Below are 6,327 nucleotides of genomic sequence, written 5' to 3' on the forward strand. Positions count from 1 at the left end.
CCTTCAAATTGCCTTTGACGGTTCGCGCGAGCGCTCAACTGTTTGCGGTCTTGAATCGGCCCAGTTTTCCGGGAGGTTGATGTAATCGATCAACTCCCTCAGGCGCCCATGAGTGCGTGCATTGAAAGCGAAGGCCAGTCGCGCCAGATGACTGAACTGCGCTTCATCGTGTTCCTCGCCGGCGTAGGCGTGTTGATGAAACTGGTCACTCAGGCACAGATCGGCGAATGCTTCCTGCATGTGCGCCAACGCCTGATCGCTGAGGGTGTGATGCATGCGAATCACGAACTGCCGCTTGAGCCAGCGGCTGGAGTGGAAGTTGCTGTAGAACTGGTTGATCTGTTCCACTGCCTCTTCAACGCTGTAGACCAGACGCATCAGCTTCATGTCGGTCGGCAAGATGTAGCGGTTTTCCTCCAGTTGCTGACGAATGAAATCCATCGCGCCTTGCCAGAAGGTGCCGCCCGGTGCATCCAGCAGTACCACCGGCACCAGCGGGCTTTTGCCGGTCTGAATCAGCGTGAGTACTTCCAGCGCCTCATCCAGCGTGCCGAAACCGCCCGGGCACAGCACCAGCGCGTCAGCTTCCTTGACGAAGAACAGCTTGCGGGTGAAGAAAAAGTGGAACGGCAGCAGATTGCCAGTGCCGTCGACGGTCGGGTTGGCATGTTGTTCGAAGGGCAGGGTGATGTTGAAGCCGAGGCTGTGATCACGGCCGGCCCCTTCATGGGCGGCGGCCATGATGCCGCCCCCGGCGCCAGTGATGACCATCATGTCCGAACGCGTCAGGGCGGCGCCGAGTTCACGGGCCATGGCATACAGAGGATGTTCGACTGGTGTGCGCGCCGAGCCGAATACGGTGACTTTGCGTCGGCCCTTGAATTGTTCCAGTACCCGAAATGCTTGCTCCAGTTCGCGCAGGGCCTGCAGGGTGATCTTGGCGTTCCAGCGGTTATGGTCTTCCTGAGCCATGCGCAGCACGGTCAGGATCATGTCGCGGTAAATGGGAATGTTCGGGCTGTTGGAGGAAACACGGCTGAGTTGTGCTTCGACCTGGCTAATGAGGTCGGGGCCGCTTTCCTGAAAATGACGGCTCAAGAGGTCATTCGGTTGGTAAGGCATTCAACGTCTCCTTCTGCACAGAGCGGATGGCCCTGACGAGCGGCGTCAGTGCCGCGCTGCAAAAAACACACGATCGGCAGTTCCTTGCCTGCCGTTGAAAAATGATCGGAATACTCTGAATCTAGACCTTGGCGCGCATTTGCGCTGACTTGATCATTGCGCCGTAAAGTTTTGGCTGGCAACCGTTTATTGATTTTCAGCCAGTGTCATCACCGCTCGTCCGAAGGTGCGCCGGGCGGCAATCGCTCTGATTAACTAACTGACAGGCGCCGTACGACAGCTTTGCGTCATCGACCGTACGCAAGGTGCACGCGATTCAAGGATTTGTGGGTGGCAAGGAGGCGGGACACATGGCCAGAGTGATTCTGGAGATCGATACGCAGCTGTATCGGATGTTGAAGGCATCAGCCGAGACCAATCATGTCAGTCTCGAAGAGGAGTGCTGCCGGCGGTTGGCGGGCGGCGAGCGCCGTTCGCACTATTTACAGGCCTTGCTGGCCGAACTGCGCGCCGAGGATGAACAGCGGCGCGCCAATTCGCGATGATTACTTCTTCTTCGCCGGGCCGGCTTTCGGGCAATCCGATTCCTGGTAGCTGGCGGAGCCGATCGCCTTGTTGGTTTTCACTTCGGTGAAGTCGTAACGCATGATCGCGCCCTTGGCCATCAGCTTGCGAAACGACGGGTTGTTGCACACCGAGGCGCCCAACTGGAAATACACGGCTTTGGGGTCAGCGCGCATTTTGTCGGCGTGGCTCTTTTGCACGCTCAGGTGGTTGATCAACTGCGTGCCTTCAACGGTGAAGCCCTGATCAAGAATGTCTTCGCTGATGGCGCGTGGCGTGCCGACGCTGCTCTGGGCGGCGACGTTGCGCAGCTCGCGGTTCAGATTCTGCTCACTCAGGGAGGCAGCCTGAGCGGTGAAGGACGACGCCAGCAGAATGGCAGCGGTGGGAACGATAAGGCGCAGCATGAAACTCTCCTGATTCGGTGACTGGTGGTTCGACCAGCCCCGGGGCTGTGCGTTCAGTGGCGGCGAATTATAGGGGAGCCGGTCGGGAGGGTACAGGCTTGTGCCCGTCGCTCTGGTAAACTGCCGGCTTTTATTGCCCTGCCGAGTGCTGTGCGTGTCGAGTTTTCCTGCCGTAAGGCGTTGCCCGTGACCCATCATGCCCCCAACGCCGTCGCCCGTTTGCGTGATCAACGCGAAGATGAAGGCATCAAGCCGATCCAGGCCCGTGGCTTTCGCTCCGAACGCTGCCGAGACTGCCGGGTCATCATCAGTCATTGCCTGTGTGCCTGGCGGCCCAGTGTCGAAACGCGGTCGGCCGTGTGCCTGATCATGACCGGCAAGGAAGTGTTCAAGCCGAGCAATACCGGTTGGCTGATTGCCGACGTGGTGCGTGATAACCATGCATTCATCTGGTCGCGCACCGAGCCCGATCCGCAGATGCTGGCGCTGCTCAACGACCCGCAATGGCAGCCGTATCTGGTGTTCCCCGGTGAGTACGTCGAGCCGTCGCGTGTGACCAACACCGTCGCTGTCGATAGCAACAAGCGCCCGCTGTTCATTCTGCTGGATGCAACCTGGACCGAAGCGCGGAAGATTTTTCGCAAGAGTCCGTATTTCGATCGCTTGCCGATCTTGAGCCTGTTGCCCGACAAACTCTCGCGCTATCGCTTGCGCCGCTCGACCCGCAGCGAGCATCTGTGCACCGCCGAAGTCGCGGCGCTGTGCCTGGAGTTGGCCGGTGACTCGGACGCCGCTTCTGCGCTGGACGCCTATTTCGACGTGTTCAGCCAGCATTACCTCGGCGCCAAGCAGCAATTGGACATGAATGAGTCCACCCCCGCCCATGCCGAGTTGCAGCCCTATATACGAAAGCCGCAGCCAGAGTTGGCGCCATAGTGGCCCATACTGTACGCAGCGGCGGCCGTGCTGCTTGACCACCCCGTCTTCGCTGGGCATGCTTGGCGCCGATTAGGGTGCGGCCAAGGTTTGAAACGCCGTGTTTGCTGTTGATTGGCGTTGAACGTGCCCCTGTGGATATCGCTTGAAAGCGGCATCTTGAGTTGCTTTGGCCAGACCGGAATGCACCGCGTCTGCCATCAAAAACAGGATCATTTGAAAAATGGCCACATACGACATCCTGATTGCCGATGATCACCCTCTGTTTCGTAGCGCCCTGCATCAAGCGGTGACGCTGGGCCTCGGCCCGGATGTACGCTTGGTCGAAGTCGCAAGCATCGCCGAACTGGAAACCCGCCTGACCGAAAAAGCCGACTGGGATCTGGTCCTGCTGGACCTGAACATGCCCGGCGCTTTCGGGTTTTCCGGGTTGGTCATGCTGCGCGGGCAATACCCGCAGATTCCGGTGGTGATGGTTTCGGCGCAGGAAGAAGCGTCGGTAATGGTCAAGTCCCGTGAGTTTGGCGCTAGTGGGTTTATCCCCAAGTCCAGCGACCTCAGCGTGATTCAGGAAGCGGTGCGCAAAGTACTCGATGGCGATGTGTTCTGGCCGCCGCAGGCGTTCGAAGCGGTTGCCGTTTCCGACGAAGCCAAAGCCGCCAGCGACGGGCTCGCCAGCCTGACCCCGCAGCAGTTCCGCGTGCTGACCATGGTCTGCGAAGGCCTGCTCAACAAGCAGATTGCCTATGAACTGAGTGTGTCGGAAGCGACTATCAAGGCCCACGTTACGGCGATCTTTCGCAAGTTGAATGTGCGCACTCGCACGCAAGCGGCTCTACTGCTGCAACAACTTGAGTCAATTCCGAGCCAATAAAGGCTGGCGTCTTCACGCTTTTTTGACTTTTGTTGAACTAGCTTTCCCACTCCTTTTTGGTTGGTTTCTACTTTATGTCACCTTTCAAGGGCCAGACCGGCCTGAAACGCATCCTCAACGCCTCCGGTTACTCGCTGGACGGTCTGCGCGCGGCCTTCACCGGTGAAGCAGCGTTCCGCCAACTGGTGCTGCTCAATGTGATCCTGATTCCGCTGACGTTCTTTCTGAATGTCAGCCGTGTTGAGCAGGCGCTGTTGATTGCTGTGTGTTTGCTGGCGCTGATCGTCGAGCTGCTGAATTCGGCGGTAGAAGCGGCCATCGACCGCATCTCGCTTGAACTGCACCCACTGTCGAAGAACGCCAAGGACATGGGCAGCGCCGCGCAATTCGTCGCGCTGAGCATGATCGGTCTGGTGTGGGCGGTGATTCTGCTTTAAGCGATTGTCGGCAAAACGATCTCGTCGCTGCGCTGAACCCCGGCGGTGAAAGCGCGGCACAGTTCGAGAAACTCGCGCATCGCCGAGGTCTGGTATTTCTGTTTGTGCCAGATGAAGTAGAACTGCCGCGCCAGATCCAGATCCGGCGTCTCCACCGGCACCAGACTGCCGCGCCGGAACGCATCGCGCAGTGCCAGTCGCGAGATGCAACCAATCCCCAGCCCCGATTCCACCGCGCGTTTGATCGCTTCGGTGTGTTCCAGCTCCAGACGGATATTCAGCGAGCTGCGATGGTGACGCATGGCCTGATCGAAGGTCAGCCGCGTGCCGGAACCTTGTTCGCGCAAAATCCACGCCTCGTGCGTCAGCTCTTCCATGGTTGCGCTGCCGCGTTGGGCCAGCGGATGTTGCGGCGCACAGAACACCACCAGCTCATCCTCAACCCAGCTCTGCACTTCGATGTCCGGGTGGCTGCAATCGCCTTCAATTAGACCCAGATCAATTTCGTAGTGGGCAACTTGTTGCACGATATTGGCAGTGTTCTGCACGTGTAGCTTCACCTGGCTTTCCGGGTGGCGCTGCATGAAGCTGCCGATCAGCAGGGTCGCCAGGTAATTGCCGATGGTCAGCGTCGCGCCGACCGACAGTGAGCCGAAACCGGATTTGCCGTTGAGCAGGTCTTCGATTTCCTTGGCCTGATCGAGCAGGGCCACCGCTTGTGGCAGCAGCTGTTTGCCGAGGGCGTTGAGGCTCAGCCGTTTGCCGGCACGATCGAACAGCTGGCAGCTGGACTGGCGCTCCAGCTCGGTGATCGAGGTGCTGGCGGCCGACTGCGAGAGGTTGAGCAGACCCGCAGCACGGGATACGCTTTCCTGCTGGGCGACGGCGACGAAGACTTGCAGTTGACGGAGAGTAAATCGCATATCGATATAACCGATAACCCTTATCTTAATAATCCAGTTAACAGATATTGTCGTCGCTATTAGAATGCGATGCAATTGCGCACCGTCGCCTTCAAAAGCCAGCGCAGACCCAATCTCCAGGAGTCAAACGTACATGAGCAACATGAACCACGAGCGTGTCCTCAGTGTTCATCACTGGAACGACACTCTGTTCAGCTTCAAGTGCACCCGCGATCCGGGCCTGCGCTTCGAGAACGGTCAGTTCGTGATGATCGGCCTGCAACAGCCTAACGGCCGCCCGCTTATGCGCGCTTACTCGATCGCCAGCCCGAACTGGGAAGAGCATCTGGAGTTCTTCAGCATCAAGGTGCAGGACGGCCCGCTGACCTCGCAGCTGCAGCATTTGAAGGAAGGCGACGAGATCATCATCTCGAAAAAGCCTACCGGCACGCTGGTTCTCGATGACCTGAACCCGGGCAAGCACTTGTACCTGCTGAGCACCGGCACTGGCCTGGCGCCGTTCATGAGCGTGATTCAGGACCCGGAAACCTACGAGCGCTTTGAAAAAGTGATCCTGGTTCACGGTGTGCGTTACGTCAACGAGGTCGCCTACCGCGAATTCATCACCGAGCACCTGCCGCAGAACGAGTTCTTCGGCGAAGCGCTGCGTGACAAGCTGATCTACTACCCGACCGTGACCCGCGAGCCTTTCGAGAATCAGGGCCGTCTGACCGATCTGATGCGCAGCGGCAAGCTGTTCAGCGACATCGGCCTGCCACCGATCAACCCACAGGACGACCGCGCGATGATCTGCGGCAGCCCGAGCATGCTCGACGAGACCAGCGAAGTGCTCGACAGCTTCGGCCTGAAAATCTCGGCGCGGATGCGCGAGCCGGGTGACTACCTGATCGAGCGTGCGTTCGTCGAGAAGTAAGCTGTTCAGGTGACGCAGAGCGTCTACGGATGCATTCCCACGCAGAGCGTGGGAACGATCAGCCCCCATTGCCTTTGCAGGCAATGGGGGCTTTTTTATGCCCGAAACATTTCCTTCATGCCTGCCACAATCCATGTAGGAGCTGCCGAAG

Annotated in this window: 9 protein-coding genes; 5 read left to right on the forward strand and 4 right to left on the reverse strand. The window is 58.8% G+C overall.

Going from position 1 to position 6,327, the window contains the following annotated elements:
* Positions 1–3 precede the first annotated feature (3 nt).
* A complete protein-coding gene (locus tag PMI37_RS01130; RefSeq protein ID WP_008077168.1) occupies positions 4–1,122 on the reverse strand; it encodes a TIGR00730 family Rossman fold protein in 1,119 nt (372 codons plus the stop codon).
* Between the two features lie 350 nt (positions 1,123–1,472).
* Between PMI37_RS01130 and PMI37_RS01135 the strand changes: the two genes are divergently transcribed.
* Positions 1,473–1,667: a hypothetical protein gene (locus PMI37_RS01135; RefSeq protein ID WP_008077170.1), complete on the forward strand. Its 195-nt coding sequence runs from the start codon at positions 1,473–1,475 to the stop codon at positions 1,665–1,667.
* Here PMI37_RS01135 and PMI37_RS01140 read toward each other — a convergent pair whose 3' ends face one another.
* On the reverse strand, positions 1,668–2,093 hold the full coding sequence (locus PMI37_RS01140) for a PA3611 family quorum-sensing-regulated virulence factor (RefSeq protein WP_008077172.1): 426 nt from the start codon (positions 2,091–2,093) through the stop codon (positions 1,668–1,670).
* A 186-nt stretch (positions 2,094–2,279) separates the two neighbouring features.
* Between PMI37_RS01140 and PMI37_RS01145 the strand changes: the two genes are divergently transcribed.
* Entirely contained in the window at positions 2,280–3,029 is a 750-nt protein-coding gene (locus PMI37_RS01145; RefSeq protein ID WP_008077174.1) for a tRNA-uridine aminocarboxypropyltransferase, read from the forward strand.
* A 72-nt stretch (positions 3,030–3,101) separates the two neighbouring features.
* On the opposite strand, the gene PMI37_RS31755 is transcribed toward PMI37_RS01145, so the two are convergent.
* Positions 3,102–3,260, reverse strand: a complete 159-nt coding sequence (locus PMI37_RS31755; protein WP_157173056.1) for a hypothetical protein — start codon at positions 3,258–3,260, stop codon at positions 3,102–3,104.
* Here PMI37_RS31755 and erdR point away from each other — a divergent pair.
* Positions 3,253–3,903 (forward strand): response regulator transcription factor ErdR, encoded by a 651-nt coding sequence (gene erdR, locus PMI37_RS01150; protein ID WP_008077176.1) that lies wholly within the window; start codon positions 3,253–3,255, stop codon positions 3,901–3,903. The two genes, PMI37_RS31755 and erdR, sit on opposite strands and share 8 nt — an antisense overlap.
* 74 nt (positions 3,904–3,977) lie before the next feature.
* A complete protein-coding gene (locus tag PMI37_RS01155) occupies positions 3,978–4,340 on the forward strand; it encodes a diacylglycerol kinase (protein ID WP_008077178.1) in 363 nt (120 codons plus the stop codon).
* Here PMI37_RS01155 and PMI37_RS01160 read toward each other — a convergent pair.
* Positions 4,337–5,263: a LysR family transcriptional regulator gene (locus tag PMI37_RS01160; RefSeq protein WP_008077179.1), complete on the reverse strand. Its 927-nt coding sequence runs from the start codon at positions 5,261–5,263 to the stop codon at positions 4,337–4,339. The two genes, PMI37_RS01155 and PMI37_RS01160, sit on opposite strands and share 4 nt — an antisense overlap.
* A gap of 133 nt (positions 5,264–5,396) precedes the next feature.
* Between PMI37_RS01160 and fpr the strand changes: the two genes are divergently transcribed.
* Positions 5,397–6,176 (forward strand): ferredoxin-NADP reductase, encoded by a 780-nt coding sequence (gene fpr, locus PMI37_RS01165; protein ID WP_007908723.1) that lies wholly within the window; start codon positions 5,397–5,399, stop codon positions 6,174–6,176.
* The last annotated feature ends 151 nt before the right edge of the window (positions 6,177–6,327 follow it).

The organism is Pseudomonas sp. GM80 (assembly GCF_000282515.1).
In the GTDB taxonomy this organism is placed as follows: Bacteria; Pseudomonadota; Gammaproteobacteria; order Pseudomonadales; family Pseudomonadaceae; genus Aquipseudomonas.